This is a genomic window from Kribbella ginsengisoli, assembly GCF_039537185.1.
Lineage (GTDB): Bacteria > Actinomycetota > Actinomycetes > Propionibacteriales > Kribbellaceae > Kribbella > Kribbella koreensis.
Genome location: NZ_BAABAA010000002.1, coordinates 498,571 through 524,971 on the forward strand (window position 1 = coordinate 498,571; position 26,401 = coordinate 524,971).

Sequence of the window (26,401 nt, forward strand, 5' to 3'; positions counted from 1 at the left end):
CGCCCTACTGGTAGAGCGAACCGGCGTTGACCACGGGCTGGGCGTCGCGATCACCGCAGAGCACGACGAGCAGGTTGCTGACCATCGTCGCCTTGCGCTCCTCGTCCAGCTCGACCACCTGACGCTCGGACAGCCGTGCCAGCGCGAGCTCGACCATGCCCACGGCGCCCTCGACGATCTGCTGCCGGGCCGCGACCACAGCGCCGGCCTGCTGGCGACGGAGCATCGCCTGCGCGATTTCAGGCGCATAGGCCAGGTGGGTGATCCGCGACTCGATCACGTGGACGCCGGCCGCACGCACCCGGGCACCGATCTCGGTCGAGAGCTTCTGGGTGATCTCGTCCGTACTGTCCCGCAACGACATCCGGTCGGTCGCCTCGTGGACGTCGTACGGGTAGCTGTTCGCGATGTGCCGGACCGCGGTCTCGGTCTGGATCGCGACGAACCGGACGAAGTCGTCGACCTCGAACATCGCCTGCGCGGTGTCCTGCACCTGCCAGACCACCACCGCGGCGATCTCGATCGGGTTGCCGTCGGCATCGTTGACCTTGGCAACGGCCGTCTCGTGGTTGCGGATCCGGGTCGAGATCTCCTTGCGGGCGGAGATCGGGTTCACCCAGCGCAGGCCGTCGACGCGGATCGTTCCGGCGTACCGGCCGAGGATCTGCAGCACTCGAGCCCGGCCCGGCGCGACCGGGGTGAGACCCGCCGCCACGATCAGGGCGGCGACGAACAGGACCACACCGATGATCGTCAGCGCGACCTGCTCTCCGGTCGTCCCCACGATGAACAGCGCGGCTCCACCGACCCCGAGCACGAACGCCAGACCGAGCATCGGCCATCCGTTCAGATCCCCCGCCGACCGCTCGCTGACCTTCGGCTTGGGCATCTCCACCATCACGTCGACATCCGCACTCATCGCACACCCCTGTTTCCTTCGAGTCGAACTCAGTATCTCGAAGGTAGCATAGTGATATCAGTTTTACGAACCGGACGGCCTGGGGAGGGAATCCCCCCGGAAGTAGCGGGCTTGGGGAGGGAAGTCCCCCGGATTCGGGCTGAATTCCTCCCCGGTTCCGGGGAGAATCCTCCCCAACCCCTGACCGGCGGAATCGGCCCCACCCCGCCCAAGCAGCAGCCGGCAGTTTGGGTGACGACTCAGATGACGGCGGCTGAGTCGAGCAAGATCTGCTGCCAGGCGGTGGAGCGGGTGAAGGGCAGCGGGTCGATCGGGTCGTGGTTCCAGGCCTCGACCGGGCGGATGCCGTGGAGTGCGTTGACCAGCCAGACCTCGGTGTCGGCGAGGTCGGTGGCGGTGCGGGGGCGCTCGGCGACCTCGATGCCTTCGGCGGCGGCGATTCGGCGTACCAGTTCCGAGGTGACCGAGGCGAGGTAGGGACGGTCGGTGGGCGGGACACAAAGGGTGTCGTCCTCCCACCAGAGGACGGCCGAGTACGCCGCCTCGACGACGATGCCGTCGGGGTCGGCGATCAGGACCTCGTCGGCATGGAAAGCCTTGGCGGCTTGGGCTTTCAGCTCACCGAGGGCCTCGAGATCGGGGCCTTTCACCAGCGGCTGGGTGCGCGGGTCGGGGCCATCGTGGACCACCACGCGGATGCGGCCGCCTTGCGGTGGCGCCGGCCGGAGCTGGACGGAAAGCTTGCCGTCGGCATCCAGTTCGAAGCGCGGGAACCAGCGGCCGAAGCCGGGCAGGCGCTTCACCTGGTCGTCGAAGTAGTCCCCCGCCTCGACGCCGCGCGCCGCGCACGCTCCGGTGAACCGCCGCCGGTGCAGGTCGAGCCCGCGGATCTTGCCATTGGCCACCAAGAAGGAATCCGCCACCCGCAGAACACTCATACCCGCCCCTGGATCGTTGCTGTTGCCTTGAGCACCATCTCGTCGTACTCCGCGACCGGATCCGAGTCGAGCACGATCGCCCCACCCGCCCCGACCACGGTCTCCCCCGGAGTCATCACGGCGGTCCGGATCACCACGCTGAGATCCGCCCGGCCGTCGACGGTCAGGTAGCCGAGCGCGCCCGAGTACACCCCGCGCGCCGACCACTCGAGCTCGTCGAGCAGTTCCATCGTGCGGATCTTCGGCGCCCCGGTCATCGAGCCGGGCGGGAAGCACGCCCGTACTGCGTCCACGGCATCCACGCCATCGCGCAGCTGGCCGCGGACGGTCGTGACGAGTTGGTGCACGGTCTGGTAGCTCTCGACCGCCATCAACTGTGGGACCTGCACGGTGCCCGGCCGGCTGACCCGGCCCAGGTCGTTGCGGATCAGGTCGACGATCATCAGGTTCTCGGCGCGGGTCTTCTCGTCCTCGGCGAGCGCCTTCGCGACGAGCTGGTCCTGCGCCGGGTCCTCGACGCGCGGCGCGGTCCCCTTGATCGGGCGGCATTCGGCCCAGCCGTCGCCGTCGACGGTGATGAACCGTTCGGGCGAGGAGCTGGCGACGGCCAGGTCGCCGTACCGGAGGAAGGCGGAGTACGGGGCCGGGTTGCTCTGTCGTTGCCACAGGTAGAACTCGAACGGGTCGTCGATGGCGGGGAGACGGACGCGATTCGTCAGGCAGACCTCGTAGGTCTCGCCGGCTTCGAGGGCGGCCATGCAGGCGTCGATGCCGGCCAGGTAGGTGGCGCGGTCTTGCTCGAGGTGGGCTTCCAGGTCGAGTTCGGCGATCGGCGGCGCTTCCCGCCAGCCCATGTACCAGCTTGCCGCCGCTGTCTCTGCCCGGTCGAGCCATTCACCTGCCGACCGGTCGCCCGCGGAATGCAGGGCGACGAGCAGCGCCCGGTCCTCGTCGTGGTCGAGCAGGACGAAGCGGTTGGCCCAGATCCACAGGGCGTCCGGGGTCGGCGCTTCGTGCGCGGCGGCGCCACCGGTGAGGGCCTTCAGCTCATACCCGAAGTAGCCGACATAGCCGCCGCTGAAGACCTCCCGCAGAACAGCCGGTACTTCGCCCAGCTGAGCCGATCGAGTGCTGAGCAGGTCCTGCAACTCGGTGAACACGTCTCCGTCGGCGACGTCCCGGACGAGGACGTCCGCGTCGGCGCCGGTCGAGGTGCCGAGGACCGAGAGCCGGCGAACACCCCGATCGGTCAGGCTGCCGTCCAGCCAGAAGGCGGCCGGCTCGTCCGCCAGCAACTCGCGGTAGAACCGCTCGCCGTCCAGCGCACGATCCAGCGCACGGATCGACCAGGTCAGAGCAGGCACAGCATGAACGGTACCTGTGACTCAGGCGAGGGCGACCTTCGTCCGCATCGCGGTGATGCGGCGGACGGGGATGGCCACCTCGAAGCCGTCCTTGGTCTCGCCGTTCTTGGCCAGCCAGACGGCGGCGGCTTCGCGGCGGGCGTCCGACGTACCGGGCAGGTAGAGGGCGCCGACCAGGCGGCGGGCGTCGTCGAGGGAGCGGACGGTGTACGCGTACCGCTCGCGCTGGGACTCCATCACGTCGAAGCCGGCCCCGCGCAGCTGGTCCTTCAGGTCCTTGATCTCCCCGCCACCTGGGAACTGCGGCGTCGAGCGCAGCCGGGTGGTCAGGCTGGTGAGCGTGCGAAGGTCACCCCGGCGCAGCGGCCGCACCGCGGGGACCGTGGCGGCGAGGACGCCGCCGCGTCGCAGTACGCGAGCAGCCTCGGCCAGTACTTCGGGCAGCGGCTGCAGCACCGCCAGCCCCATCGAGCAGGTGACCACGTCGAAGGCCTCGTTGGCGAAGGGCAGGTGCAGCGCATCCGCCTGGACCTTCGGACCGGGCGCGCCGGCCAGCTGGGCCGCGTTGTTGTCGACGCCGACCACCCACCGCCCGTACAGCTCGCGGGCGACCGGGCCGTTGCCGCAGGCGAGGTCGAGGACGCGTCGCGCCTCGCCGGAGACCGCGCGGACCAGCCAGCGATAGGGCGTGTGGTCCCCGGCCACCGCTCGTGACAACAGGGCTTCAGTGCTGCCCGGGGCTGCGGTGTGGAACTCCCGCAGGTACCCCGGCCAGTCGATATCGTTCTCAGGCATCGCCGACAGACGTTACTGCCTGAACACTGTCAGTACAGCATCGAGCGCTGTCCGTACCATTTCTTGGTGCAGTCTTAAACCAGGCTGACGAAGATGTGGCCGGCCGTCTCGTCGCTGATCACGCCGCCGGCCTCGCGGCTGCCCATCAGGACACCCTCCGCGTCGAGCATCGAGTCGACCTCGCGGCCGGGCAGCGCGCCCGCGCGGCGCAGCACCGACATCGCGTCGTCGTCGCTCTGGACCGGCTCGGCGATCCGCCGGACCAGCACCCGGACACTGTCGCCGGTGGCCTGGTCGAGCACCTTGTCGAGCGGCTCGACGCCGATCCGGAACTCGCCGATCGGGGTCGCCAGGCTCTCCTTCTGCAGCTCCTCCAGGCCCGGGATCGGGTTGCCGTACGGCGACTCGGTCGGGTTGTCGAGGATCTTCAGCAGCCGCAGCTCGACCGCGTCGCTCATCACGTGCTCCCAGCGGCAGGCCTCCGCGTGCACGTCCTCCCACTCCAGCCCGATCACGTCGACCAGCAGCCGCTCGGCCAGCCGGTGCTTGCGCATCACCCGGGTGGCCTGCATCCGGCCGACCTGGGTGAGCTCGAGGTGGCGGTCGCCCTCGACCGTGACGAGCCCGTCGCGCTCCATCCGGGCCACCGTCTGGCTGACCGTCGGTCCGGATTGGTGGAGCCGCTCGGCGATCCGCGCGCGCAGCGGCAGGATGCCTTCTTCTTCCAGCTCGTAGACGGTCCGCAGGTACATCTCGGTGGTATCGATCAGCTCGCTCACGACATCCATTCTCACCTACTGAGGCAAGCCTTACCCAATCGTGTGTTCGATTCCTGTGAAGTGTCGCGGAAAGTTGTTCATCCGCGAGGATCTAGAGATGGCTACTGCGGTGATGTGGTTTCGGCGGGATCTTCGGTTGGCCGACAATCCGGCGTTGCTGGATGCGGTTGCGGCGGGCGACGGCAGCGTGGTCGGGCTGTTCGTGCTCGATCCTTTGTTGTGGGATCAATCAGGTGGGCCGCGGCGGGAGCATCTGGCCGGATCCTTGCGAAGTCTGTCCGAGTCGCTGGGTGGGCGACTTGTTGTCCGGCGCGGGGATCCGGTCGAGGTGGTGCGGGCGCTGGCGGCCGAGGTCGATGCGGTGAGTGTGCACATCTCGGCGGACTACGGACCGTACGGGCGGCGGCGCGACGCGGCGGTCGAGAAGGCGCTCAGATGTCCGCTCGTCAGCACCGGTTCCCCGTACGCCGTTGCGCCGGGGCGAGTGCTGACGCAACAAGGGTCGTCCTACCGAGTCTTCACGCCGTACTTCCACGCCTGGCTCGAACACGGCTGGCGGCAGCCCGTCGATGCGCCGCCCGACATCGAATGGGTCGATGCCAAGGGCGACCGGCTTCCGTCGAGCAAGGTGGTTGCGGGCGAAGGGGCAGCTCGCGACCAGTGGGAGGCGTACCTCGACGAAGTCGCGGAGTACGGGGAGGTCCGCGACCGGCCGGATCTCGACGCGACCTCGCGGATGTCGGTGCCGCTCAAGTACGGGGAGATCCATCCGCGGACGATGCTCGCCGATCTCGCCCGCAGGCGCAGCGCCGGTGCGGAGGGGTACCGACGTGAGCTTGCCTGGCGGGAGTTCTGCGCGGACCTGCTGGCCGGACACCCGGACGCCGCGTGGAAGCCGCTGCGACCTGAGTTCGACAAGATGGAGTACGACGAACCCGGCGACGCCTTCGACGCCTGGTGCCGTGGGATGACCGGCTATCCGATCGTCGACGCGGGCATGCGAGAGCTCGCGTCGACCGGCTTCATGCACAACCGGGTCCGGATGGTGGTGGCGTCCTTCCTGGTCAAGGACCTTCATGTGCACTGGAAGTTCGGCGCCCGCTGGTTCATGCAGAACCTGGTCGACGGCGATCTCGCGTCCAACTCGCTGAACTGGCAGTGGGTGGCCGGCTGCGGCGCCGACGCCTCGCCGTACTTCCGGGTCTTCAATCCGTCGACACAGGCGAAGAAGTTCGATCCCGACGGCGAGTACCAGCGCCGCTGGATCCCCGAGCTGGGCACACCGGACTATCCCGAGCCGATCGTCGACCACGCCGAGGCCCGGCTGGAGGCGCTGCGCCGGTACGACGCGATCCGCTGACCCTTGACCTTCTCCGTCATCTAGGTATTGTACTAGTTAACTAGATGAATGGAGATGGGGATGATCGAGTTCCATCTGGACGGCCGCTCGGGGGTGTCGCCGTACCAGCAGATCGTTCAGCAGGTGAAGAACGGGCTGCGGCTGGGGCTGTTGCGTGAGGGCGATCAGTTGCCGACGGTGAAGGACGTCGTCGGGCAACTGGCGATCAACCCGAACACGGTGCTGAAGGCGTACCGCGAACTGGAGCACGAGGACCTGGTCGCGGCCCGGCCGGGGCGCGGCACCTTCGTCACCCGGACGCTGACCGATCACAGCCTGGCCGCGCACGGCCCGCTCCGGCGGGACCTGGTGAACTGGTTGTCGAAGGCCCGTAAGGCCGGCCTGGACGACGACAGCATCGAGGCGTTGTTCCAGACCACCTTTCGGTCCGGCGCTCAGGAGGAAATAGCATGAGCGCCGCTTTTCAAGCCCGTGGCCTCGGCAAGAAGTACGGCCGCAAGCAGGCCTTGACCGACTGCACCCTGGAGGTTCCGGCCGGTCGCGTCGTCGGCCTGGTCGGCCCGAACGGCGCCGGCAAGAGCACCCTGCTCAACCTCGCGGTCGGCATGCTCACCCCGACGACCGGCTCGATCGAGGTGCTCGGCAACCCGGCCGGTACGACGCAGCAGGCCAAGATCGGGTTCGTCGCGCAGGACACCCCGACGTACGCGCGACTGAGCATCGCCGACCACCTCAAGCTCGGCGCCCGGCTCAACCCGGGCTGGGACGACTCGATCGCCAAGGGCCGGATCGAGCGGCTCGGGCTCGACCCGAAGCAGCGGGCCGGCAAGCTGTCCGGCGGTCAGCGCGCCCAGCTCGCACTGACCCTCGGCATCGCGAAGCGCCCCGAGCTGCTGATCCTCGACGAGCCCGTCGCGGCGCTCGATCCACTGGCCCGGCGGGAGTTCCTGCAGGACCTGATGGAGGCCGTCGCCGAGCAGGAGCTGAGCGTCGTACTGTCCTCGCACCTGGTCTCCGATGTCGAGCGCTCCTGCGACTACCTCGTCGTACTGGTCGACTCGCGCGTGCAGGTCAGCGGCGAGATCGACACCTTGCTCGCCACCCACTACCGCCTGGTCGGACCGCGCCGCGACGAGAAGTCGTTGCCCAGTGGGCAGCACGTCATCTCCGCGAGCCACACCGATCGCCAGTCGACCTTTCTGATCCGGACCGACGAGCACATCCTCGACCCGGCCTGGACGGTCACCCAGCTCACCCTCGAAGACCTCGTGCTGGCCTACATGGGCCGCTCCCATCCGTCCCGGCACAACGACCGGCCCGTACTGGAGGTGCAGCGATGATCTGGCTCACCTGGCGGCAGTTCCGCGTCCAGGCCATCGTGATCGCGGCGGCGGTCGCGGTCCTGGTCGCCTTCCTCGCCGTCACCGGCCCCGGACTGCTGCACGACTACGCGCTCCAGCACGCCGGGTTCCTCGACCGCATCCGGTTCGACCGGATCAACCAGTACCTGTACTACGTGGGTCAGGTCGCCGTGTATGCCGCTCCCCCGGTGATCGGCGCGTTCTGGGGCGCGCCCCTGATCGCCCGGGAGCTCGAGGCCGGCACCCACCGGCTGGTCTGGAACCAGAGCATCAGCCGGACTCGTTGGCTCGTCGTCAAGCTGGCGGTCACCGGCCTGGGCGCGATCGCCGTGACCGGTCTGCTCAGCCTCGCGGTGAGCTGGTGGTCCAACCCGATCGACGACGCCATCGACAGCGGGCAGGCCGCCGGTCCGTACAACATCCCCCGGATGCTGCCGGCCGTGTTCGGCGCCCGAGGGGTGGTGCCGATCGGCTACGCGGCCTTCGGATTCGCACTCGGGGTCACGCTCGGGCTGGTCACCCGGCGCAGCATCGTCGCGATCGCCCTCACACTGGCGGCCGTGGTCGCGGTGGAGGCGCTGTCGCCGGTCCTGCTGCGGCCGCACCTGATGACGCCGGACCAGGCCAGCGTCATCGTCACCACCGAGAACCTGCGCGGGCTCCAGCTCTCCGGACCGGAGGACAACGCCGAAGTGATGCACATCGAGGCGAGGCTGCCGGGCGAGGGCTTCTGGAAGATCTCCGAGAACACCGTCAACTCCGCGGGCCAGATTCAGAAGACGCTGCCCAGCTACATCGCAGCCTGCGGCCCGCCACCGCCGGGCGTGGAGGAGACCACGCCGCGGCCGCCGATGAGCAGCTGCTTCCAGCGGCTCGCGAACGACGGCTACCGGCAACAGATCAAGTACTTCCCGGCCAGCCGGTTCTGGGACCTGCAGTGGCGCGAGGCCGGTCTGTTCCTCTTCCTGGCCGCGGCCCTGACCGGCTTCAGCTTCTGGCGGATCAAGCGCGACCTGACCTGAGCCTGACCCATCTGGCCAGCAGGGCCAGTGCCAGGAGCACCGCGCAGGTGATGGCCGAGGTCAGTGGCAGGGTGGCCGCTAGGACGACGCATCCCAGCAGTCCGAGGATGTTGAGGACTCGCGGCCATCGCCGTTGCCCGGCCGGTTGCGTGTACGCCGAGGCGTTGGCGATCGCGTAGTACAGGAGAACCCCGAAGGACGAGAACCCGATCACGCCACGGAGGTCGGTGGTCAGCACCAGTACGCCGACCACTGCCGCCAGCGCGATCTCCGCGTGATGCGGCACCTGGAAACGTGGGTGCACCGCGGCCAGCCAGGTCGGAAGGTCCTTGGTGCGGGCCATCGCGAGCGTGGTCCGGCCGATGCCGGCGATCAGCGCGACGAGTGCTCCGAGGCTGGCCAGTGCGGCGCCTGCTCTGACGATCGGCTGAGCCCAGGCGGCGTCGACTGCTTGCACTGCGGTCGCGAGCGGGGCTGATGCCTCGCCGATCCGGGCCGGGCCGAGGGCCAGCAGGAGGCTGACGCCGATCACCAGGTAGATGCCTACGGCAACGAAGAGGGCGATCAGGATGGCCCGGGGGATGGTCCGTGCGGGGTCGCGGACCTCCTCGCCCATGGTGGCGATGCGCGCATAGCCGGCGAAGGCGAAGAAGAGCAGGCCGGCGGCTTGCAGGACGCCGTACGGGCTGGTGTCAGTGGTCCAGTTCGTGACGTGGTCGGCGGAGAGCAGCAGGATCACGACGAGGGCCAGGACCGCGAGGGAGCAGGCGACGAGGATGCGGGTGAGAGCCGCGGTTCTGGTGACGCCGCGATAGTTCACGGCGGCCAGCACGATGACGGCTGCCAAGGCGACCAGTCTTCGCACCCACTCGTGGCCCGGTACTACGTACGTGGCGAAGGTCAGCGCCATCGCGGCACAGGATGCCGTCTTCCCGAGGACGAAGGCGCAGCCGGCCGTGTAGCCCCACCATGGGCCGAGACGCTCACGACCGTACGCGTAGGTGCCGCCCGAGACCGGATAGACCGCGGCCAGCTGAGCCGACGCGGCCGCGTTGCAGTAGGCGACGAAAGCGGCGATGACCAAAGAGACGAGCAGCAGAGCGCCCGCCGACTTCGCGGCCGGAGCCCAGACGGCGAAGACCCCGGCGCCAACCATCGAGCCGAGCCCGATGACCGCCGCGTCCCCGACCCCCAGCCGACGCGCAAGCGCCGGCCGGGAGTCGTTGGGCGACTGGGCTTCGTCGGCCGGCTGGGGTCCGGTGCCTGGCCTGGAGCCGCCGGGGTTCTCAGTCACCGGCGGCCATCGCTGCGGCGATCTTCTCTTCGGCTTCGGCTACCTCGGCCTTGGGGGCCTCTGGGAGTAGGTCTGCCCAGAGCGGGAGCATTTCGCGGCGGGCCTCGAGCATGCCGAGGGGGCGCGGGAAGAACCAGATGTGGAAGTGGGAGGAGCCGTCGCCCCAGCGGTAGACGTGGACCCGGGCGATGTCGCCGACGCTCAGGATGGCTCGTTCGATCCTGGCGACGACCGGTCCGTAGGAAGCGGCGAGCTTGTCCGGCAGGTCAGCGAAGGAGTCGTGATGGCCGCGGCTGGCCAGCCACACTACGCCGGGGATGGTCACCTCGGTGGCCCGGCACAGCACCCACTCGTCGTTGCTCCAGAGCGGCGTGTGCTCGGACTCGTCGAAGTCGGCGAACCACTTGCACAGGCCGCAGGGATCCCCACCCGGCTCGCCGACGCGCGGCGGCTCCGGGATCACTCGCGGTCCCAACTCGACACGGGTCAGCGGTTCGGCGTACGGCAAGGTCATCGGATTGTCCCCTCTTGTGCTGCGACTGATGGGAACCATGTAACGCCCTCGTTGCGGTTTATGCAACACCTATGTTGCATCCGGCTAGGGATCGACGATTCCGCGCAGGACCAGGTCGAGCGTCAGCGTGCGGACCCGCGAGCGCGACCAGTGGTGCCGGCCGCGCATGTGCACGTAGGTGAAGGCCGCCGCCACCATCAGCACCTCGGCGACGTCGCTGATCCGGCCGTGCGGATGCAGCGAACCGTCCGCCTCGCCCTCGCGCAGGAACCGCTCGAACGGGTCGAGGAAGGAGACCGACCCGTTCCGCGCCTGCTCCTGGTGGAAGACCAGATCCGACGACAGCATCAGCGGGACATGCCGGTCGATCACGTCGAAGAGCGCGTTCAGCGACCGGATCAGCAGCTCACGTCCGGTGCCGGTCGCGGTCAGCACCGGCCACATCGTGTCCCGGTAGTCCTCGGCCAGCTCGTCCAGCAGCGCGTTCAGCAGACCTTCGACGGTCAGTCCCTGGCGCCACAGCGTCACCCGGGACCGCCCGACCCGCTCGGCGACCCGCTCGAGGGTGACGCCGTCCCAGCCGTGCTCGGCCAGTACCGCGACCGTGGCCGCGCGCAGGGTCTCGTCCACCGCCGCTGCCGTCATCGGACTCCCCTTGTGAAACATGGTCGTTGCATTGCAGGATGACTCTACCAACGTCGTCGCTGACGGGACACAGGGAGGATTCGTGCCGACCAGAACAGATTTCCTGCTCCGGCTGACCCCGCAGGAGCTGGCCGGAGTGGTCGCGCTGACGGCCGGGGTGTCCGGCGTGAACGAGGCGGAGGTCTCCCAGGAGGACGCCGTGGTGGCCGCGATCGAGTTCGCGCTGACCCGGCTGATCGACGACTACGAGGTGCCGGACCCGGTCGCCCGCAGCCAGGTCCAGACCGCCCGCAACGACCTCCGCGCGGGCTGGGTCCGGGGCAATTGCTCCCTCTAGACCGCCCTGAGTTCTAGACCGCCTTCAGCAAGGTGAGCAGCCGGGTGACCTCGGTGGCGACCGCGGTACGAGCCGGGCCGAGGTACTTGCGGGTGTCGACCAGGTTCGGCTGGTCGGCGAGTACCTGCCGCACGGTCGCGGTGAAGACGTTGTTGAGGTGGGTGGCGATGTTGACCTTCGTCATCCCCGCCTCGACCGCACGCGTCAGATCAGCATCCGCGACACCGGAAGAACCATGCAGAACAAGGGGAACCGGTACTGCGGCCCGCAACGCGGCGATCAGCTCGAAGTCGAGTTCAGCCGTCCGCTCGGTCATCGCGTGCGACGACCCGACCGCGACGGCCAGCGCGTCGACCCCGGTCGCCTCAGCGAAGGCGACAGCCTCCTCGGGCTTGGTACGGGCGCCGGGCGCGTGCACGCCGTCCTTGCCGCCGACCTCGCCGATCTCCGCCTCGACGAAGACGCCGTGGTCGTGGCAGAAGTTCGTCACCTCGGTGGTGGCCGCGACGTTGTCGGCGTAGTCGAGCTTCGACGCGTCGTACATCACCGAGGTGAAGCCGAGCGAGACCGCCTCGGTGACCAAGTCGCGATCCATCGCGTGGTCAAGGTGCACGACGACCGGCACGGTGGCGGCGGCCGCAGCTGCCAGTGTGGCGACGGCGATCGGCTTCAGCGAGCCGTGGTACTTGACCGCGTTCTCGCTGATCTGCAGGATGACGGGCGCACCGAGCTGCTCGGCACCGGCGATCAGCGCGGTCGCGTGCTCCAGCTGGATCACGTTGAACGCGCCGACCCCACGACCGTCCTTGGCGGCACCCAGCACAACCTCGGCCCCGGATACGAGCGGCATGATGAACTCCCTTGTTCTAAAGACTTTGTACGACGACCTGCGGCTGCCACCGTCGGTACGCCTCGAGATCGATGTCCCCGGCGACGGGGGTCAGCACGGCAGCCGCAGATGCGGCCACGGCCGACTTGAGCACCACTGGCCAGTCGGGCTCGGGTGACCCGGCGACGGCGGCCGCGACGACCGCAGTACAGGCATCCCCTGCGCCGGTGGGATTGCCGGCGACCCTCTCGACCGGCAGCGCCCGCCAGGCACCTTGATTGCTAGCAGCAACCATCCCGCGAGCGCCGTCCGTGATCACCGCCGCGGTCGCGCCGGCCGCAACCAACTGCCGGGCGCCCTCTTCGACGCTGAGCTCCCCCAACGCTTCGCGAAGCTCGGCACCGTTGGACCGGACCACCGCACCGGCCTTCGCGGCCGCCACCAAAGCATCCCCGCCGACGTCGATCACCGACAGGACGTCGTGATGCCGGGCGCGCACCGCCAACTCCGCATAGGCATCGGCAGGTAGCCCAGGCGGCAAGCTTCCCGAGCAGGCGAGCACGCCGAGGCGAGCCCACGGCATCCGGTCATGGAAGGCTCGCCACTCGTCCTCGGACACCGACGGCCCGGCCTCGTTGAAGATCGTCGCGTCGCCGTCGACACCGTTGACGATGGCAACGGTCCGCCGGGTCTCACCGCGGATCGGGGTGAGCAACGCGGTCAGGCCGGCGTCGAACAGTTCTTCGGCGACGATCTCGCCGGTCAGCCCACCCACGAACCCGAGCGCGAGCACCTGATACCCCAGCGTCGCGGCGACCCGGGCGACGTTGACGCCCTTGCCACCGGCCCGCTGCAGCGGCGCCTTGACGCGATGACTGCCACCAACCACCAACTCGTCGACGCCGTAGGTGACGTCGAGCGCCAGGTTGAGGGTGACGGTGCCGATCAGTCCAGCCACGAGCCGGCCCGCATCACCTTCTGGACTCGGTAGTCCTCGTCCAGCAGCACGAGGTCGGCCCGCTTGCCGGTCTCGATCGAGCCGACGCCGTACCAGCCGAAGGCGCCGGCAGGCGTCGTCGAGGCCATCCGCGACGCGTCGACCAGGGACACCCCGGCCTTGACCGCGTTGCGGTAGGCGACGTCCATCGTCAGCGTGCTGCCGGCGATCGAATGGGTGCCGTGGGCAAGCGTCGCCAGCCCGTCCTTCACGTCTACTTCGAGACTGCCCAGCATGTACCGCCCGTTGGGCATCCCGGTCGCGACCATCGCATCGGTGATCAACGCGATCCGGTCGACCCCCGCCGCGGCGAGCGCGACCCGGACCACCTGCGGGTCCAGATGCATGCCGTCGTTGATCACCTCGAGCAGCAGCCGCGGATCGTTCAGCGCGGCGCCGACCGGACCGGGATCGCGGTGATGGAACGGCCGCATGCCGTTGAACAAGTGGGTCGCCACCGTCGCACCGGCATCGGCTCCCGCGATCATCTGCTCGTACGTCGCATCCGTGTGCCCGAGCGCCGCGACGACACCCGCGTCGACGACCTGCCGGATCGCGTCCAGCCCACTCGGCAACTCCGGCGCGATGGTCACCATCGCCACCGCGTCGCTGAGCACCTTGGCCACGTCGCTCTCGACCGGATCGCGCAGCAGCGTCGGCTCGTGAGCGCCACACCGGGCGGCCGACAGGAACGGCCCTTCCAGGTGCACACCGGCGATCACGCCATCGGTGACCAGGTCAGCGAGGCAGGCCGTCTGCGACACGAGGTCGTCGAGCCGCGCGGTGACCAGGCTGGCCATCGTGGTGGTGGTGCCGTGCTTGGCATGGAAGGCAGCGACCTTGCGTGCCTCCTCGGGATCGGTGGTCGAGTACGTCGACCCGCCGCCGCCGTGCGTGTGGATGTCGACGAACCCAGGCACGACCGTCACGTCGCCGAGTTCCTCCGGCCGCTGACCGTCGGCCGGCATCCCGTCGGACCGCCGCCCGAAGGCGAAGATGTCGCTGCCGGACACCTGCAGCCAGGCGTTCTCGAGGACATCGTCCGGGGTGACGAGCCGCGCCACCCTGTAGGTCGTCATACCGTCTCTTCTCCGCTCTCGTCGGCAGCCACCCGGTCCCAGGCCATCCATGCGGCGCCGAGCATCCCGGCCTCTTCTCCCAGCTCGGCGGCCACGATCTCCGGCTCGCGCTGGAACGTCAGTCGCGCGTGCACACCTTCGCGCAGCGGCGCCAGCAGGGTCTCCCCCGCCCCGACCAGCCCACCACCGATCGCGATCCGGGTCGGCGCGACCAGGGTCGTGTACATGACCAGCGCATCGGTCAACGCGGCCAGCGCCTCGCGCCAGACCACTGCGGCGTCGGCGTCGCCCTGCGCCAGCAACTCGATCACCTCGCGCGCTCCGTCGACCACCCGGCCGGTGCGGACGGCGTAGCGACGGGCCAGCGCGGCAGCGGACGCGATCGTTTCCAAGCAGCCCCACTGGCCGCAGGCACATTGCTCGGCGGCCGATCCGTGGACGAATCTGGTGTGGCCTAGCTCACCGGCGTACCCGTCGCCGCTGACCAGCTTGCCGTCGACCACCATCGCGGCGGCGATGCCGGTGCCTAGTGGGAGGAACAGCGAGTTCGTCGTACCGGTGAGTGCGCCCTGGCGGAGCTCCGCATAGCCGCCGGCGCGCACGTCGTGAGCGAGCAGGACCTGCTGGTCGAGCCCGATCGCGGCCTGCAGCTCGGCGAGCACGGGCGTGTCCGACCAGGCGAGGTTCTCCGCGCTGACGGTTCCGCGCTCGGCGTTGATGATGCCCGGTACGACCACTCCGACCGCGCGGACGCGGTGACCGTCGGCGGCGGCCTTCTGGGCCAGTTCCACCACGGTTTCGAGCAGGGCGCTGAGCACTGCGCGGCCCCCGGCCTCACGCGGAGTCGGCCTGGTCTCCCGGTGCAGCACGGCACCGTCGGCGGCGACCAGGCCGCATTTCATCCGGGTTCCACCGAGATCGACGGCAACCACGACTTCACAGGGGTCCACGGAGCGCCATTATGCAGCGTTACCTGCCGGTTCGAACATCCGTGAGCAGTTTCTGGACAACTTCGGGGAGCCCGGTCAGCGCAGTCCCCGGTCGAAAGCCGCTACCAGAAAGGCGATCAGGTCCTCGGCCAGCTTGCCCGGATCCTCCCCGCCGTCGATGCCGGGTGGCTCCGCGCCCGGTGGTCTCGTCAACGCCTGCGACTGATGCAGGGCAAGCAGTCCGAGCATGTTCACGTAGCCGAAGGCGACCGATTCCGGCGACGCGCTCGGCAAAGCTCTCTGCAACGCGGCCAGATAGCGGGCCTCGACCGGATCGGACTCGGCCGCGTACAGCTCCCGGATCCGCTGGCTCGGGTCGAAGGCGACCCGGCCGATGAACCGGGCGACCACCGGCCCGCGCTCGCCGCGGCGTAGTACGAGATCCAGGCCCGGCTCGATGAAGGCCCGGATCAGTTGCTCGGCGTTCGGCTCGCCTTTCGCCTCCAATTGGTCCAAACGGCGCCGGCGCTCGGTGTTGACCGGCGCCATCGCCCGCGCCACCGCGGCACGCAGCAACGCTTCCTTCGAGCCGAAGTGGTAGTTCACCGCCGCGATGTTGGCGGCCGCCGCGACTGTGATGGCGCGCAGCGACGTCCCCTCGTAACCCCCCTCGCCGAATCTCTGTTCGGCGATGTTGAGCAATCTCTCCCGGGTGGATTCCACGGGTGTTTCCACAGAGTTCTCCTTCCCCCCGGCCACTGCTCGCTCAGGCACCCCACCTGCTCACGCGCCGTAGCCTGGCCTCAGCATAGTTCAAACGGACGTTTGAATGAGAGTGGTCAGAGCAGCAAATCTGGAAAGAAGCTCAGAAAACACGGGAATCCCCGCGCTACGGCGCGCAATCGGCGGGGGCTAGGGTCTCTGCGCATGACCACGATGCGGATCGCGCCGCGCTTTCGGGGGCCGGCCAAGTCAGGCAACGGGGGCTATGTCGCAGGTCTGGTCGGTACTGCGCTCGCTGCGGCGGCCCCTGCGGACACGGTTCCCCGGGTGCGTCTACTGGTGCCTCCGCCGATGGATACCTACCTGGAGCTCTCGGCGGATCCGTCCGGCGCCAAGCTGGCCGGATCCACTCCCGTTGCGGAAGGCGTCCCGGTGAGCCTGGACACCTTGGCCGACGCCACTGTCGACCCGGTCGGCCCGGACGAGGCGCTGGCGGCCGAGGCGAAGTACAGGGGGCGGGTAGACCACCCGTTCCCCGGCTGCTTCGTCTGCGGTCTGGAGAACCACGAGGGGCTGCAGCTGAAGCCAGGGCCGCTAGGCGACGGCCGGACGGCCTGCACCTGGCATCCGGCAGCTGACTTGGCCGCTAGCGACCGCCTGGTCGACCCGGTCTACATCTGGTCGGCACTCGACTGCCCTGGCGGCTGGGCGATCGATCTGGAGGGCCGTCCGTCGGTATTGGGTCAGATGACCGCCTGCATCGACGCCCGGCCGCGACCAGGCGAGCCCTGCGTAGTGATGGGCCGGGTACTCGGCGAGGACGGCCGCAAGACGCACACCGCCAGCACCCTGTACGACTCTGATGGCCGCGTACTGGCCCGTGCCCGGCACACCTGGATCCTGGTCGACCCGGCTCTGTTCAACTGACCTTCGCTGCTGCCAGTGCCCGGATGATCAGCTCGTTGCGGGCATCCCGGCCCAGCGGCGTGGTGTGGACGCCGTCGCGGAGGTACCGGCGCTCGCGCTTCGGGTCTGCCTTGACGAACTCGGCCCAGTGGACGAGTTGCAGGTTGGAGTGGCGACGGGTGGCTGCTGCCAGTTGCCGGTTGATCGAGGCGCTGTTGGCGCGGTCCGCGGCGGCTGTGCGGGGGCGCGCGACCCACACGTTCACCCAGATGACGGTCCGGGTCCGGCCGACGATCTGCATCACCCGCTCGATCTGGGCGGCGAACGCCGGCGGGTTGAAGATGTCGTTGCTCCCGGTCTCCATCAGGATCCGGCCAGGCAGTCCGTAGGTCCGGGCCCAGTGCGTGAGAACATCCGCGGCCGGTGCGGTCGGCCGACCCGACCAGGCATCCATGGCGAGCGTGTCGTGGGTGCGGGCCACGAGGCGCTCCGCCAGGACAGGACCACCGGCCACTCCGAGGCTGTCGCCGAACATGAAGACGCCATCCATCCGGACCACGCGCTCGATCTGCGTCCGCCCGGAGATCAACCGGGGGTACTTCCTCCAGTCCGCCGGCACACCCGAGCCGAAGCCGACCGAAGCCACCGGCGTCGGCACCGGAGCTCGGGCCGGTTTCGATCGCGTTCCGGACCCGACCTCCTGCCAGCAGAGCGGGGTCCCTATCGCGACCACCCCCAACGCCCCTGCGAGCAACACCCGCCGCGACACCCCGCCCCAGTTCTCCATACCTGTTTACACGTCTTGGCCGCCTGGAATGTTGGGCCTCCGCCGACAATTGCAGCTAGCTGCAAGAGCTAGCGGGAGCGGGCCGCGTATGCCCTGACCTTGGCCCGGTTGCCGCAAGTGGCCATCGAGCACCACCTGCGACGTCCGCGGGGATCCATGAACAGCCAGCCACAGTTGTCCCCCGGGCACAGCCGGATGTGATCCCTGGAGGCACCGGTCAGCAGCTCCGACGCAAGCAGCGCCAGCTGGTCCAGCGGGAGCCCCAGATCCTCCGGCAACTCCCAGGACGCCCGCACCCCGAGCCCATCAGCCGGTACCGCGCTCAGGTGCCGTCTGGCGAGGGCACGGTCGACCGCCCGGGCAACCGCCTCGAACGAACCCGATGCGGCCTCGTCGGTCAGTACGTCGTACAGGTCGACCCTGAACTCGCGGACCGCGTCCAGCCGCCGGGTCGCGTCCGTCGGCTTGAGCGAGGCCTGCTCGATCAGCCGGAACACGCTCGCGTCGGAGAGCAGCCCGACGTACCCGTTCCAGATCACGAACGCCTCGTACGAGGTGAGCCACTCGTCCACCGCGGGGCCGCGGCCGTCGAAGCCGGAACGGGTGTTGAGGAAGTCCAGGACCGGGTCGGCGCCGACCGGTTTCGGCAGCACGATGCCCTGGACCAGCTCGAGGTGCGAGGGCAGTACGGACATGGCTCATATGGGATCACGAAAACTGGTTGAACGCGGGTGGTTCGCGACGTAGGTTCTGAGTACACGCGAAGGGAGGTGGTCCAACGCATGAATTGCAATCGGACTCGTGAGGTGATGGCGGGCTGAGTCCCGTCAACCACTGAAGTTTTGTGGTGGGCATGTGGCTAGCCAGTTTCACGCCAGTCACCGGGCCCGCAGGTAGTCAGGAAAGTCCGCCTGACCCTTGGTTCGACCACCCGGTCGTGTCCCAGGAAGCGCCTGCGGGTCTCTTTTTATTCTGGCACCGGGCAGTCGAGCCCGAGGGCCTCGCCGATCTCGAAGAGCTGGGCCTGGAAGTAGGCGCCGGCGTCCTCGAAGGCCCAGTGCAGCTGGCCGAAGACCTCCATGCAGATCAGCCCGTAGAGCCGCGTCCAGTAGGTCAGCGACAGGTAGACGGCACCGGCCGGCATGCCGTCGAAGAACTCCGACTTGCGCCGTAGCTGGGCCAGCAGCTCCGGGCCGAGCTCATCCTCGGCCGGGTGCGGGAACGGCTGCTGCTGGTAGATCTGCGCCACCAGCTCCTTGAACACCGCGGCGAACCGCATCGCCGCCAGGTGGCCGGGCGTCAGCTCGTGGTCGTCGGCGTCCGGATTCGGCACCGGCGCCCCGAACAGCAGCCCGAACTCGGCCGGATGGGCCAGTGCCCAGTCCCGCAGCCCACCGGCGATCAGGAACAGCTTGTCGCCGAGGTCGGCCTCGGGGTCGCCGTCGCGCAACGCGACCAGCGCGTCGGTCAGTTCGTCGTACAGGTCGGCGATCAGGGCGGAGATCAGGTCCTCGTGGCTGCCGAAGTACCGGTAGAGCGCGGGGGCGCTGAGGCCGAGCTCGCGGGCGACCGCGCGCAGGCCGACGGACGACGCGCCGCCCTCGACCAGCAGCTTGCGCGCCGCGGCCTTGATCTCGGCGACCGTCGCGGCCCGTTGCCGGTCTCGCCGGGTCAGCTCCACACATCTCTCCCTTGACAAGCACACCCTAGAGCCGCCTAGAGTTTACACCGTTAACTGTTAACGGTGTTCACTCTGGCGATCACTGTTCAAAGTACGCCCTCGGGAGGGCTTCGTGTTCGAGACACTCGGCAGGTTCACCTACCGGCGCCGCCGCCTGGTGCTGGCGCTGACCGGTCTCTTCGTGGTCGCCGCGATCGCCTGGGGCACGGGCGTCTTCGGCTCGCTGGCCAACGGCGGGTTCGAGGCGCCGGACACGCAGGCGGCGCGGGCCGTGAAGACGATCGAGCAGACCGTCGGCCGGACCGGCACGGACGTGATCGTGCTCTACCGCAGCGACTCGCAGACGGTCTCGTCGCCGGCCTTCCGGCAGACCGTCGAGAGCCATCTCGCCCAGCTCCCGTCCGCCGACGTGATCGGCACCAAGACCTTCTGGACCACCAAGTCGGCTGCCTTCGTGTCGAAGGACCAGCACTCGACGTACGCCGTACTGACGCTGGCCGGCGCCGATCCGGAGCAGCGGCTGGAGACCTTCCACAAGATCGCCTCGCAGGTCCGGACCTCGCCGGCCGGCCTCGACGTGAAGGTCGGCGGCGAGGTGGCCGTGTTCGACGAAGTGAACACGCAGACCGAGCACGACATCGTGCAGGCCGAGTCGATCTCGCTGCCGATCGTGCTGATCCTGCTCGTGGTGGTCTTCGGCGGGCTGGTGGCGGCCGGCCTGCCCTTGTTCGTCGGCGGGCTGGCGATTCTCGGCGCCTTCGTCGTCCTGCGTGCACTGACCACCTTCACCGACGTGTCGGTCTTCTCGATCAACATCGTGACGATGATCGGGCTCGGCCTGGCGATCGACTACGCGCTGTTCATCGTCACCCGGTTCCGCGAACAGCTTGCCCTCGGCAATGATGTCGAGACGGCCCTGTCGGTGACGATGAGCACGGCCGGCCGGACGGTCGCCTTCTCCGGGGTCACCGTCGGGGTGGCGATCTCCAGCCTGGTGCTGTTCCCGGTGATGTTCCTGCGCTCGATGGCGTACGGCGGCGCTGCCGCGGTCCTCGTCGCGATGGTCGCGGCTTTGACGGCTTTGCCCGCGTTGCTGGCCGTGCTCGGTCATCGCGTGAACAACCTGCGACTCCCGTTCCTTCGGCGCGGCGGTGGGCTCGGCTCCAGTGAACACGGCGCCTGGTACAAGCTCGCCCACAGCGTGATGCGCCGGCCGATCCGGTACGTCGTCGTGCTGGTGCCGTTGCTGCTGGTCCTCGGAATCCCTTTCCTGCAAGCACAATTGGGCGGGGTCGATCACCGCGCATTGCCTGCGGGCGCCAACAGCCGGACCGTGACGGAGGTGCTGCAGAGCGACTTCGCGGCGGCCGGCGGGTCCGACGTACTGGTTGCAGCGCGGACGTCGTCGCCTGAGGCGTTGACGCCTTATCTCGCGGAGCTTCGGCAGGTGAAGGACGTCACCGATGTGCGACTGGGTGGCTATCGCGACGGCGTTGCCTCTGTTGTCGTGCACACGCACTACACGTCGCAGGAGTTGCCGGCGCGGGACGTGGTCGCTGGGGTCCGTGCAGTCCAACCGCCTGAGGGGGTTACGGTCGAGGCCGGTGGCGATACCGCGGCGCTGGTCGATCTGTTGCACGTACTGCGCGAGCGGGTGCCGTGGATGGCCGGGTTCATCGTGCTGGTGACCTTCGCCTTGCTGTTCATGGCTTTCGGCTCGGTCGTGCTGCCGGCCAAGGCGTTGCTGATGAACGTGCTGTCGCTGTCGGCGTCGTTCGGCGCGATGGTGTGGATCTTCCAGGAGGGGCATCTGTCCGGGTTCCTCGACTTCACCTCGGCAGGTTTCCTCGATGCGACCAACCCCGTGCTGTTGTTCGCCGTTCTGTTCGGGTTGTCGATGGACTACGAGGTCTTCCTGCTCAGCCGGATCCGGGAGGAGTACGACCGGACCGGCGACAACAGCCAGGCGGTCGCGCTCGGGCTGCAGCGGACCGGCGGGATCATCACCAGCGCGGCGTTGCTACTGATCATCGTCGTCGGCGCCTTCGCCACCTCAGGCATCGTCTTCGTCAAGATGATCGGCGTCGGCCTGGTGATCGCGATCGCCATCGACGCCACCGTCGTACGGGCGTTGCTGGTCCCCGCAACGATGCGACTACTGGGTCGCGCCAACTGGTGGGCTCCGGCGCCACTGGCCCGCTGGTGGAAGCGCCACGGCTTCCGGGAGAGCGGCCCGGGCGTTGAGGAGCCTGCTGTGGAGCGGGAGTTGACCCGGGCCTAGGGCTGCAGGCGCTGGAGGTGCCAGGAGGCTTCTGTGCGCTTGTACTGCAGGCGATCGTGGAGGCGGCCGGTGCGGCCTTGCCAGAACTCGATGGTCGCCGGGGCGATTCGGTAGCCGCCCCAGAAGTACGGGGTGGAGATCTCGGTGCCCTCCGGCCACTGCCGCTCGTACGACTCGTACTGCAGGTCAAGCTCCTCGCGGGACTCGACCGGCTGGCTCTGCTGTGAGGCCCAGGCGCCTAGCTGGGAGCCGCGCGGGCGGCTCGCGAAGTACGCGTCGACCTCGTCGGTCGGGAGCTTGGTGGCGGTGCCTTCGACCCGCACCTGGCGTTCCATGGCGTGCCAGGGGAAGACGAGGGCGCAGGCCGGGTTGACGGCCAGATCGTCGGCCTTGCGGGACTGCTGGTTGGTGTAGAAGACGAAGCCGCGCTCGTCGAGGCCCTTGAGCAGCACCGTCCGCGCCGACGGTCTGCCGTCTTGGTCAACGGTCGCCAGGACCATTGCGTTGGGCTCGTGCAGGCCCGCATCGGCGGCCTGGGCCAGCCATACCCCGAACTGCTTCAGCGGGTCGGCATCTACCTGCTCCTCGAGCAGCTCACCCAGGCCGTACGTCTCCCGCATGTCTTGAAGGTCCACGGGTCGAGGGTACGAGGCCCGTCAGTTCTCCATCGACTCAGCGGGGCTAGCGGGAGCGGAGCATCTTACGGAGGGCGCGGCCGGCAGGGCTGCGCACGAGTCGGCGAACGGTCGGGTTGCGGCGCAGCTTGGTCTTGAAGGAGCTGCGCTGCTTCACCACCGGAGCTGTCCCCTGCGGCGCTGCGGGCACTGGCTTGGCCGCCGGCGCTGGTGCCGGTCCCGGTGCTGGTGCCGGTGCTGTTGCTGGTGCAGGTACTGGTGCGGGCGTGGGCCTGGGTTTCGGCGCGGGTGAGTGGGTCATGTGCTTGTTGACCTCGGCGAGGTGGTCGTCGAAGACGGCTCGCCAGAGGAGTTGGCGCAGCGCCACCTCCTGACCGACCGTGCTCTCGCCGGCCAGTGACGCAGTCCAGAGCTGCTGCACCTCCACCGGGTCGAAGTCCCCGGTCTGGTCGGTCGTGAGCAGTTCGCCGATCAGGTCGCGGTCAGGCGCAGCGCCCAGCCGCTTCACGGGCGCCGGCGGACGAGGCGCGGCCCCGGCGACAGGCTGCGGCTTGAAGAACGGGATGTCCGCCCACTCCGGCACCAGCTCACGTACCAGCGCTCTGTGCAGCGCGTTCTCCAGCCGCTGCGGCGCGCTCATCGAGAAAGCCCCTCGGACGAAGGCCGGCACGAGCAGCGGCGACACGATGCCGGTCCGCTCCCCCGCGCTGCCCCAGCGGCGCAGGCGCTCGACCACATAGAAGTAGTCGAGCATCGTGGCGTCCTCGAAGCCGCCCTGGATCGCTTCGCGGAACACGTTGTCGATCTGCCCGGCCACTGCGTCCCTGACCGCGTCAGACGGGCCGACCGCAGGGATGAGCCGCTTCTGGAGACGCTCGTTGAACAACTCCAGCTTCTCCTCCAGCGGGTACTGATCGAGCTTCAGCACGTCCTGCGGGTAGAAGTGCCCGTGAGCGATCTCGCCACCCGCGCCACCGATCGCCAGGTGCGCGACGTCGGTCAGCCCCTCCGGCGGGTTGTGGAAGATGTAGCTCGCCGGGCGCAGCCCTTCGGCGAACCGATGCCAGCGCCGGATCCGCTCGATCACGGGCGTCATCGGCGGTGGGGCCGGTGCCGGTACATCAGTAGTCACCGGCGCGGGCTTGCCGGTGACGATGTGCTCCACCTTGTACGGAAGGGCTGCCACCAACTCCTCGGCTACGGCCAGCTCCCCCGGTACTGCGTCGTAGCTGTTGAGCTTGAGCTCCACGCCGGCCGAGAGGAACGCCGCGGCGACAACGCGCGAGTCCCTGCCTCCGCTGAGATCCACTGTCGGCGTACCGGGCCACAGCTTGCTCACGGACCGGGCGACGCCGCGTAGAGCTTCGGCGGTCTCTTCGATCAGCCGCTGCGGCAGTTCGCCGCCGCTGGGCCCGGACCAGATGCTGGTTGCCTCGATCCGCGTGACAGTACGACGGTTGCGCCGTCCCTCCGTCACGATGCGGGTGGCGCCCGGCACGGTCAGCACCCGGTCGTACGGGGTGGTATCGCCCATGAACCAGCCGCAGCCGGCGGCGTACCGCCAGCCCCGGTCCGATGCGGCAGCTGGCACGTCGGCGAACAGGCATGCGGCGGCTGCACGGTTGCTCCACACCCAGCCATCCGCAGTACGGAGCTGGAACAGCCGGCCGAGGCCAACGGAGTCGGTGAAGAGCTCCAGGCGCTCGTCGGCGGGGTCAAGCACCGACAGCAGGAAAGGAGGCGCCAGCTCCGCCATGCGAGCCGGATCCGCGAGCACTGCCCGCGCCAGTGGCGTCGCGGCTCGTTGCGGTACGAGGTCGCCGACTATCTGTTGGTAGCCGAGTGGCACGTGCAGGCTGGCGACACAGAGGTCGTCGTCGTCACGCCACGCGGGCCATTGGTTGTCGGGATTGCGCCGGTTCCAGCTGTGCAGCCCGACAGTACCGGCGTCACAGCCGTCGCGCCGGGCCTGGCCCTGCCAGAGGTCGCCGTAGTACGCCTCGACGCGCCGTACGCCCGCTGCCGCCTTCTCAGGTCCCGCGAAGCGGTCGAAGGCGTATGCCACAACAGTTTCCATGCCCTGCCAGATGCGATCGTGGCCGGAAAAGTTGCATCCCGGCGAGATGGTCGGATCAGTACCAGACCAGTGGGCAGGCTGGTCCGGGCCCAGAGTCTCGCACAGCCGGCGGTTCACGCCGAACCGGTCACAGATCTGTCCGCGCGGTCAGGCGGAGAACTATGCTGCCTGAGCGCCTAGATCCAACAGCCGGACAAGGGAGTCTCAGGGGATGTCAGATCCAAAGGTCGATGTTCAGCACGGTCTCGAGGGTGTGGTCGCTTTCGACACCCAGATCGCGGAGCCGGACAAGGAAGGTTCGGCGCTTCGCTATCGCGGGGTGGACATCGAGGATCTGGTCGGCCGGGTGCCGTTCGAGAACGTCTGGGGCCTGCTCGTCGACGGCGCCTTCACCCCCGGCCTGCCGCCTGCCGAGCCCTTCCCGCTCCCCGTGCACACTGGTGATGTCCGGGTCGACGTCCAGTCCGCCCTGGCGATGCTGGCCCCGGCCTGGGGTCTGCGCCAGCTCTACGACATCGATGACGTGCAGGCGCGCGACGACCTGTCCCGCGCGGCCGTGATGGCGCTGTCGTACGTCGCCCAGGCCGCTCGTGGCATCGGGCAACCGATGGTTCCGCAGCGTGAGGTCGACAAGGCCAGCACGATCACCGAGCGCTTTATGATCCGCTGGCGTGGCGAGCCCGATCCCAAGCACGTCAAGGCAGTCGACGCGTACTGGACGTCTGCCGCCGAGCACGGCATGAACGCCTCCACCTTCACCGCCCGGGTGATCGCCTCCACCGGTGCCGACGTCGCCGCGGCCCTGTCGGGTGCTGTCGGCGCGATGTCCGGACCGCTGCACGGTGGCGCTCCTGCTCGGGTACTGACGATGATCGAGGGCGTCGAGAAGAGTGGCGACGCCCGCTCGTACGTGAAGGGTCTGCTGGACGCCGGCGAGCGCCTGATGGGCTTCGGCCACCGCGTGTACCGGGCCGAGGACCCCCGCGCGCGGGTACTTCGCCGTACGGCGCAAGAGCTGGACGCACCCCGCTACGAGGTGGCCCAGGCACTGGAGCAGGCTGCCCTGTCCGAGCTGCGCGAGCGCCGCCCGGACCGGGTCCTCGAGACCAACGTCGAGTTCTGGGCCGCGATCGTGCTCGACTTCGCCGAGGTCCCGCCGCCCATGTTCACCTCCATGTTCACCTGCGCCCGCACTGCCGGCTGGAGCGCCCACGTGCTCGAGCAGAAGCGCACGGGCCGCCTGATCCGTCCCTCTGCCATCTACTCGGGCCCTGCCTCCCGCCCGGCGACGGAGATCGAGGGCTGGAACGAGAAGTGGGCCCTCTAGCGGGTCTGGCTCGGTGAGCTGCCGGTGCGGAACTTGTATTGGCGGCTGAAGTAAGCGACGTCGGTGTAGCCGAGCGCGGCAGCAACCTGGGTGACTGTCATGGCAGTCTCCGTCAGGAGCTGGTGCGCTCGCTCCACCCTGGCCTGGATCAGGTACTGCGCGGGTGAGGTGCCGTGCTGGGCGACGAATCTCCGGGTGAACTGGGCTCTGGAGAGCAGCGCCTGGGCGGCCATCTCCGCGACGCTCCAGTCCCGGCTGGGGTCTTGCCTGATCGCTTGCGCGACCTCCTGGACGGCAGTGTCGGTCGCGCTGGGCTGAGGACTGTGTGCTGCGTCCCAGATCAGTCCGAGCAACTGCTCCAGGCACAGCTCGGCCTGCCGTCGCCCTAGCGGATCACCCCGCCTGTACGCCGTATCGCTGCTCCGCGCGAGTGCCCCGAGCAGCACCCGGTCCTGCACCTCAGCCCACCGCGTCGCCGGTACTACGCCCTGCGGGTCCACGGCGAAATGCATCCCGAACACCAGCAACCGCCGCCGCGGATCGTGGCTGGCGGTAGGCGCATCCCCTGGCGCGAACACCGCGCAGACGCCCGGTCCCAGCTCTCGAGTGCGGCCGTTGAGCTCCAGCCGGCCAATGCCGTCGAGGACACACCAGAGCAGGTGATCATGTTGCGGCGGCGACACCCACGACCAGGACGGCTCGCATCGCCAGAAGGTCGGCGGCGAGTGGAGTTCTAGGGCGACCGGTTTGGCGAGGACGGGGGAATGCGTCAAAAGGTCAACTCCTTGCGTGGATCATCCGTCGCTGCAGGGGTTGTGGATG

General features: G+C 68.8%; 27 protein-coding genes. 8 read left to right on the plus strand and 19 right to left on the minus strand.

Annotated elements, in window-relative coordinates; genetic code table 11:
• Positions 1–4: 4 nt before the first annotated feature.
• The 5 genes from ABD768_RS09710 to ABD768_RS09730 form a co-directional block, all read right to left on the minus strand.
• A complete protein-coding gene (locus ABD768_RS09710) occupies positions 5–919 on the minus strand; it encodes an SPFH domain-containing protein (protein ID WP_344839579.1) in 915 nt (304 codons plus the stop codon).
• A gap of 239 nt (positions 920–1,158) precedes the next feature.
• Entirely contained in the window at positions 1,159–1,857 is a 699-nt protein-coding gene (locus ABD768_RS09715; protein ID WP_344839581.1) for an aminotransferase class IV, read from the minus strand.
• Complete coding sequence (pabB, locus tag ABD768_RS09720; RefSeq protein WP_344839583.1) at positions 1,854–3,221, minus strand: aminodeoxychorismate synthase component I; 1,368 nt, start codon at positions 3,219–3,221, stop codon at positions 1,854–1,856. Before pabB ends, ABD768_RS09715 begins: the two co-directional genes overlap by 4 nt.
• Positions 3,222–3,242: 21 nt before the next feature.
• A complete protein-coding gene (locus tag ABD768_RS09725) occupies positions 3,243–4,016 on the minus strand; it encodes a class I SAM-dependent methyltransferase (RefSeq protein ID WP_343979552.1) in 774 nt (257 codons plus the stop codon).
• Positions 4,017–4,090: 74 nt separating this feature from the next.
• Positions 4,091–4,804: an iron-dependent transcriptional repressor DtxR gene (locus ABD768_RS09730; RefSeq protein WP_425552203.1), complete on the minus strand. Its 714-nt coding sequence runs from the start codon at positions 4,802–4,804 to the stop codon at positions 4,091–4,093.
• 88 nt (positions 4,805–4,892) lie between these two features.
• Between ABD768_RS09730 and ABD768_RS09735 the strand changes: the two genes are divergently transcribed.
• The 4 genes from ABD768_RS09735 to ABD768_RS09750 are packed head-to-tail and all read left to right on the plus strand — an operon-like array spanning position 4,893 to position 8,538.
• Positions 4,893–6,155, plus strand: coding sequence for a cryptochrome/photolyase family protein (locus ABD768_RS09735; RefSeq protein ID WP_344839585.1), 1,263 nt, complete (start codon positions 4,893–4,895; stop codon positions 6,153–6,155).
• 60 nt (positions 6,156–6,215) lie between these two features.
• Entirely contained in the window at positions 6,216–6,608 is a 393-nt protein-coding gene (locus tag ABD768_RS09740; RefSeq protein ID WP_343979562.1) for a GntR family transcriptional regulator, read from the plus strand.
• Positions 6,605–7,495, plus strand: coding sequence for an ABC transporter ATP-binding protein (locus tag ABD768_RS09745; protein WP_344839588.1), 891 nt, complete (start codon positions 6,605–6,607; stop codon positions 7,493–7,495). The genes ABD768_RS09740 and ABD768_RS09745 overlap by 4 nt, the downstream gene beginning before the upstream one ends.
• Positions 7,492–8,538 carry an ABC transporter permease gene (locus ABD768_RS09750; RefSeq protein WP_343979568.1) on the plus strand — a complete coding sequence of 349 codons (1,047 nt, stop codon included), beginning with the start codon at positions 7,492–7,494 and terminating at the stop codon, positions 8,536–8,538. Before ABD768_RS09745 ends, ABD768_RS09750 begins: the two co-directional genes overlap by 4 nt.
• Here the strand turns inward: ABD768_RS09750 and ABD768_RS09755 are convergent.
• The 3 genes from ABD768_RS09755 to ABD768_RS09765 form a co-directional block, all read right to left on the minus strand.
• Positions 8,519–9,832, minus strand: coding sequence for an APC family permease (locus ABD768_RS09755; protein ID WP_344839590.1), 1,314 nt, complete (start codon positions 9,830–9,832; stop codon positions 8,519–8,521). The two genes, ABD768_RS09750 and ABD768_RS09755, sit on opposite strands and share 20 nt — an antisense overlap.
• Positions 9,825–10,346, minus strand: coding sequence for an HIT family protein (locus ABD768_RS09760; RefSeq protein ID WP_344839593.1), 522 nt, complete (start codon positions 10,344–10,346; stop codon positions 9,825–9,827). The genes ABD768_RS09755 and ABD768_RS09760 overlap by 8 nt, the downstream gene beginning before the upstream one ends.
• An 84-nt stretch (positions 10,347–10,430) precedes the next feature.
• Positions 10,431–10,991, minus strand: a complete 561-nt coding sequence (locus ABD768_RS09765) for a TetR/AcrR family transcriptional regulator (RefSeq protein ID WP_344839595.1) — start codon at positions 10,989–10,991, stop codon at positions 10,431–10,433.
• Positions 10,992–11,073: 82 nt separating this feature from the next.
• On the opposite strand from ABD768_RS09765, the gene ABD768_RS09770 reads away from it, so the two are divergent.
• Positions 11,074–11,328, plus strand: coding sequence for a hypothetical protein (locus ABD768_RS09770; RefSeq protein WP_343979581.1), 255 nt, complete (start codon positions 11,074–11,076; stop codon positions 11,326–11,328).
• A 13-nt stretch (positions 11,329–11,341) separates the two neighbouring features.
• On the opposite strand, the gene ABD768_RS09775 is transcribed toward ABD768_RS09770, so the two are convergent.
• The 5 genes from ABD768_RS09775 to ABD768_RS09795 all read right to left on the minus strand — a co-directional run bounded on the left by ABD768_RS09775 (position 11,342) and on the right by ABD768_RS09795 (position 15,897).
• A complete protein-coding gene (locus ABD768_RS09775; protein WP_344839598.1) occupies positions 11,342–12,178 on the minus strand; it encodes a class II fructose-bisphosphate aldolase in 837 nt (278 codons plus the stop codon).
• A gap of 16 nt (positions 12,179–12,194) precedes the next feature.
• Positions 12,195–13,115 carry a 1-phosphofructokinase family hexose kinase gene (locus tag ABD768_RS09780; protein ID WP_344839600.1) on the minus strand — a complete coding sequence of 307 codons (921 nt, stop codon included), beginning with the start codon at positions 13,113–13,115 and terminating at the stop codon, positions 12,195–12,197.
• Positions 13,103–14,233 (minus strand): N-acetylglucosamine-6-phosphate deacetylase, encoded by a 1,131-nt coding sequence (nagA, locus tag ABD768_RS09785; protein ID WP_344839602.1) that lies wholly within the window; start codon positions 14,231–14,233, stop codon positions 13,103–13,105. The genes ABD768_RS09780 and nagA overlap by 13 nt, the downstream gene beginning before the upstream one ends.
• Positions 14,230–15,183 carry an ROK family protein gene (locus ABD768_RS09790; RefSeq protein WP_344839605.1) on the minus strand — a complete coding sequence of 318 codons (954 nt, stop codon included), beginning with the start codon at positions 15,181–15,183 and terminating at the stop codon, positions 14,230–14,232. Before ABD768_RS09790 ends, nagA begins: the two co-directional genes overlap by 4 nt.
• 75 nt (positions 15,184–15,258) lie before the next feature.
• Positions 15,259–15,897 (minus strand): TetR family transcriptional regulator, encoded by a 639-nt coding sequence (locus tag ABD768_RS09795; protein WP_343979596.1) that lies wholly within the window; start codon positions 15,895–15,897, stop codon positions 15,259–15,261.
• A gap of 192 nt (positions 15,898–16,089) precedes the next feature.
• On the opposite strand from ABD768_RS09795, the gene ABD768_RS09800 reads away from it, so the two are divergent.
• Positions 16,090–16,812: a hypothetical protein gene (locus tag ABD768_RS09800; protein ID WP_344839607.1), complete on the plus strand. Its 723-nt coding sequence runs from the start codon at positions 16,090–16,092 to the stop codon at positions 16,810–16,812.
• Here ABD768_RS09800 and ABD768_RS09805 read toward each other — a convergent pair.
• The 3 genes from ABD768_RS09805 to ABD768_RS09815 all read right to left on the minus strand — a co-directional run bounded on the left by ABD768_RS09805 (position 16,805) and on the right by ABD768_RS09815 (position 19,259).
• Entirely contained in the window at positions 16,805–17,449 is a 645-nt protein-coding gene (locus ABD768_RS09805) for an SGNH/GDSL hydrolase family protein (RefSeq protein ID WP_344839610.1), read from the minus strand. The two genes, ABD768_RS09800 and ABD768_RS09805, sit on opposite strands and share 8 nt — an antisense overlap.
• A 197-nt stretch (positions 17,450–17,646) precedes the next feature.
• Positions 17,647–18,273 (minus strand): CGNR zinc finger domain-containing protein, encoded by a 627-nt coding sequence (locus ABD768_RS09810; RefSeq protein WP_343979602.1) that lies wholly within the window; start codon positions 18,271–18,273, stop codon positions 17,647–17,649.
• Positions 18,274–18,545: 272 nt separating this feature from the next.
• Positions 18,546–19,259 carry a TetR/AcrR family transcriptional regulator gene (locus tag ABD768_RS09815; protein ID WP_344839612.1) on the minus strand — a complete coding sequence of 238 codons (714 nt, stop codon included), beginning with the start codon at positions 19,257–19,259 and terminating at the stop codon, positions 18,546–18,548.
• 112 nt (positions 19,260–19,371) lie between these two features.
• On the opposite strand from ABD768_RS09815, the gene ABD768_RS09820 reads away from it, so the two are divergent.
• On the plus strand, positions 19,372–21,540 hold the full coding sequence (locus ABD768_RS09820) for an MMPL family transporter (protein WP_344839615.1): 2,169 nt from the start codon (positions 19,372–19,374) through the stop codon (positions 21,538–21,540).
• On the opposite strand, the gene pdxH is transcribed toward ABD768_RS09820, so the two are convergent.
• A complete protein-coding gene (gene pdxH, locus ABD768_RS09825; protein WP_425552205.1) occupies positions 21,537–22,160 on the minus strand; it encodes a pyridoxamine 5'-phosphate oxidase in 624 nt (207 codons plus the stop codon). The two genes, ABD768_RS09820 and pdxH, sit on opposite strands and share 4 nt — an antisense overlap.
• Positions 22,161–22,221: 61 nt before the next feature.
• Positions 22,222–24,252, minus strand: coding sequence for a hypothetical protein (locus tag ABD768_RS09830; protein WP_344839619.1), 2,031 nt, complete (start codon positions 24,250–24,252; stop codon positions 22,222–22,224).
• A 211-nt stretch (positions 24,253–24,463) separates the two neighbouring features.
• On the opposite strand from ABD768_RS09830, the gene ABD768_RS09835 reads away from it, so the two are divergent.
• Positions 24,464–25,579: a citrate synthase 2 gene (locus tag ABD768_RS09835; protein ID WP_343979616.1), complete on the plus strand. Its 1,116-nt coding sequence runs from the start codon at positions 24,464–24,466 to the stop codon at positions 25,577–25,579.
• Here ABD768_RS09835 and ABD768_RS09840 read toward each other — a convergent pair.
• On the minus strand, positions 25,576–26,352 hold the full coding sequence (locus tag ABD768_RS09840) for an AraC family transcriptional regulator (protein WP_343979619.1): 777 nt from the start codon (positions 26,350–26,352) through the stop codon (positions 25,576–25,578). The genes ABD768_RS09835 and ABD768_RS09840 overlap by 4 nt on opposite strands.
• Between the last annotated feature and the right edge of the window lie 49 nt (positions 26,353–26,401).

Bases quoted from the DNA above. Each gene is read 5' to 3' on its own strand.
- ABD768_RS09715 (WP_344839581.1), bottom strand. From the start codon at position 1,857: ATGAGTGTTCTGCGGGTGGCGGATTCCTTCTTGGTGGCCAATGGCAAG.
- ABD768_RS09740 (WP_343979562.1), top strand. From the start codon at position 6,216: ATGATCGAGTTCCATCTGGACGGCCGCTCGGGGGTGTCGCCGTACCAG.
- ABD768_RS09765 (WP_344839595.1), bottom strand. From the start codon at position 10,991: ATGACGGCAGCGGCGGTGGACGAGACCCTGCGCGCGGCCACGGTCGCG.
- ABD768_RS09835 (WP_343979616.1), top strand. From the start codon at position 24,464: ATGTCAGATCCAAAGGTCGATGTTCAGCACGGTCTCGAGGGTGTGGTC.
- ABD768_RS09725 (WP_343979552.1), bottom strand. From the start codon at position 4,016: ATGCCTGAGAACGATATCGACTGGCCGGGGTACCTGCGGGAGTTCCAC.
- nagA (WP_344839602.1), bottom strand. From the start codon at position 14,233: ATGACGACCTACAGGGTGGCGCGGCTCGTCACCCCGGACGATGTCCTC.
- ABD768_RS09745 (WP_344839588.1), top strand. From the start codon at position 6,605: ATGAGCGCCGCTTTTCAAGCCCGTGGCCTCGGCAAGAAGTACGGCCGC.
- pdxH (WP_425552205.1), bottom strand. From the start codon at position 22,160: ATGCGGGAGACGTACGGCCTGGGTGAGCTGCTCGAGGAGCAGGTAGAT.
- ABD768_RS09775 (WP_344839598.1), bottom strand. From the start codon at position 12,178: ATGCCGCTCGTATCCGGGGCCGAGGTTGTGCTGGGTGCCGCCAAGGAC.
- ABD768_RS09710 (WP_344839579.1), bottom strand. From the start codon at position 919: ATGAGTGCGGATGTCGACGTGATGGTGGAGATGCCCAAGCCGAAGGTC.
- ABD768_RS09830 (WP_344839619.1), bottom strand. From the start codon at position 24,252: ATGGAAACTGTTGTGGCATACGCCTTCGACCGCTTCGCGGGACCTGAG.
- ABD768_RS09800 (WP_344839607.1), top strand. From the start codon at position 16,090: ATGACCACGATGCGGATCGCGCCGCGCTTTCGGGGGCCGGCCAAGTCA.
- ABD768_RS09750 (WP_343979568.1), top strand. From the start codon at position 7,492: ATGATCTGGCTCACCTGGCGGCAGTTCCGCGTCCAGGCCATCGTGATC.
- ABD768_RS09735 (WP_344839585.1), top strand. From the start codon at position 4,893: ATGGCTACTGCGGTGATGTGGTTTCGGCGGGATCTTCGGTTGGCCGAC.
- ABD768_RS09730 (WP_425552203.1), bottom strand. From the start codon at position 4,804: ATGGATGTCGTGAGCGAGCTGATCGATACCACCGAGATGTACCTGCGG.
- ABD768_RS09760 (WP_344839593.1), bottom strand. From the start codon at position 10,346: ATGACCTTGCCGTACGCCGAACCGCTGACCCGTGTCGAGTTGGGACCG.
- ABD768_RS09810 (WP_343979602.1), bottom strand. From the start codon at position 18,273: ATGTCCGTACTGCCCTCGCACCTCGAGCTGGTCCAGGGCATCGTGCTG.